The sequence below is a fragment of the uncultured Campylobacter sp. genome (assembly GCF_938031315.1).
Classification (GTDB): Bacteria; Campylobacterota; Campylobacteria; order Campylobacterales; family Campylobacteraceae; genus Campylobacter_B.
On the sequence record NZ_CALHHT010000013.1, the window covers coordinates 1 to 1593 of the forward strand.

Annotated in this window: 2 protein-coding genes and 1 tRNA gene; all 3 read right to left on the reverse strand. The window is 40.9% G+C overall.

The genetic code is table 11. The features are described 5' to 3' along the window. Nucleotides 1-54 precede the first annotated feature (54 nt). Nucleotides 55-131 (reverse strand) — tRNA-Arg (locus Q0236_RS00340). 12 nt (nucleotides 132-143) lie between these two features. Further along, nucleotides 144-524: a response regulator gene (locus Q0236_RS00345; protein ID WP_005869488.1), complete on the reverse strand. Its 381-nt coding sequence runs from the start codon at nucleotides 522-524 to the stop codon at nucleotides 144-146. A gap of 14 nt (nucleotides 525-538) precedes the next feature. Then, entirely contained in the window at nucleotides 539-1567 is a 1029-nt protein-coding gene (locus tag Q0236_RS00350) for a response regulator (protein WP_297913669.1), read from the reverse strand. Nucleotides 1568-1593: the final 26 nt, after the last annotated feature.

Below are 1593 nucleotides of genomic sequence, written 5' to 3' on the forward strand. Positions count from 1 at the left end.
AACAGGGCTTTTAAAAAAATCAAAAAACTAAAATTAGGGGGAAAATTTTATAGATGGTGTCCCCGACAGGATTCGAACCTGTGGCCTCAAAATTAGGAATTTTGCGCTCTATCCTACTGAGCTACGAGGACAAAATCGGCAATTTAATCGCCGATAATATTCATAACGTCGTCTAGTTTTTTGTGAAGATCTTTGTCATTGATGGGCTTTGTCATAAAGTCATAAGCACCCTTATTTAAAGCCTCTCGTTTAGCGGTCTCGTCCGTCGTAAGGACGATGACGGGGATATGAGCTATACTTTCTCTAGCGTGAAGATTATCTAAAAATTCCAGCCCATTCATCACAGGCATTACGATATCTAATAAAATCAAATCAACGGGCTGAACTTCGAGTACAGCAAGGGCGTCCAAGCCGTTTTTGGCTTGGAGTATAGTTTGGAATTTGCCATATTTTTTTAGCATAACTTCAAGTAGCTTTAAATTTATAGCGTCGTCATCAACCGTTAAAACTTTCAAATCTCTCATTTAAGACCTCATCCTTATATATATTTTTGTGCGAGTTTCTCAAGACCCGACTTGGTGATATTGTAACTAGCGACTTCGCTAAATAGTGGATTTTCATCGTTGTCGTTAGAAAACAGAACTAGCTTAGTCACAGGCGCTTTTCGGCGCAAGCTCTCTAACGCCGCTAAGTCTAGCCCCGCTAGCTTTTTATCAATCAAAACAAGCTTATAACTACCCGTAGCCGCCATAGAAATAAGCTGGTCGAAATTGCCCGCAATTTCTACGTCTTTATACTGGTGTTTTAATATGCTGGCAAAAATTTTACTTTCCATAATGTTTGCCTTGCATATAAGTATATCTTTTGTCGGCACGCGCGCACCCTTAGCTTTCACTACGTCATCGGAAACTATACTTTTTTTAGGAACTAGCTTCATTATCGTCTTTGGCACTTTGACAGTTTTAATGACCGTCTTAGGTACCTGGCGTTTGACAAGCTTTTTAACCAGCTTCTTTGTAGTTCCACCGGCAGGCGCTGCATCAGATCGTTTATCACCGATAAAATTATCTAGCATTTGGGCTAAGATATCCTTTTTGATCGGCTTGGTGCAGTATTCGTCAAGTCCTGCTGCCATAAATTTCTCTCTATCACCTTTTAGCGCATTGGCGGTAACAGCCACGATCGGGATGTGGCGGAGATTATTCTCGTGTTCGTATTGCTTGATCTGCTTTGTAGATTCGATACCGTCCATAACAGGCATCGAAATATCCATAAATATGAGATCATAGTCGTTATTAGCTTTTCTGGCTTCCAGCGCCAAAAGTCCGTTTTCGACTATCGTCAAATTCATATTAAAGCTATTTAGTGTATGCTTCATAAGCTTTTGATTGATCTCATTATCCTCCGCAATAAGGATTTTGGCGTTATATTTTCTATTGACCAAAGGTACATTTTCATCGGCAGGATTTCGCTCTACCGGCACTTCAACCTCTTCTTCGACTTCGACATCCTCTTCGACCATAATGGTTTCTTCCTGTTGCTCGTCTTCGTATACGGTAACGGGCACCTCGACCATCTCCTCTTCCTCAGGCT

What these genes read in the sequence shown, in the direction of transcription:
- Q0236_RS00345 (WP_005869488.1), bottom strand. Translation starts at nt 524, where the DNA reads ATGAGAGATTTGAAAGTTTTAACGGTTGATGACGACGCTATAAATTTA.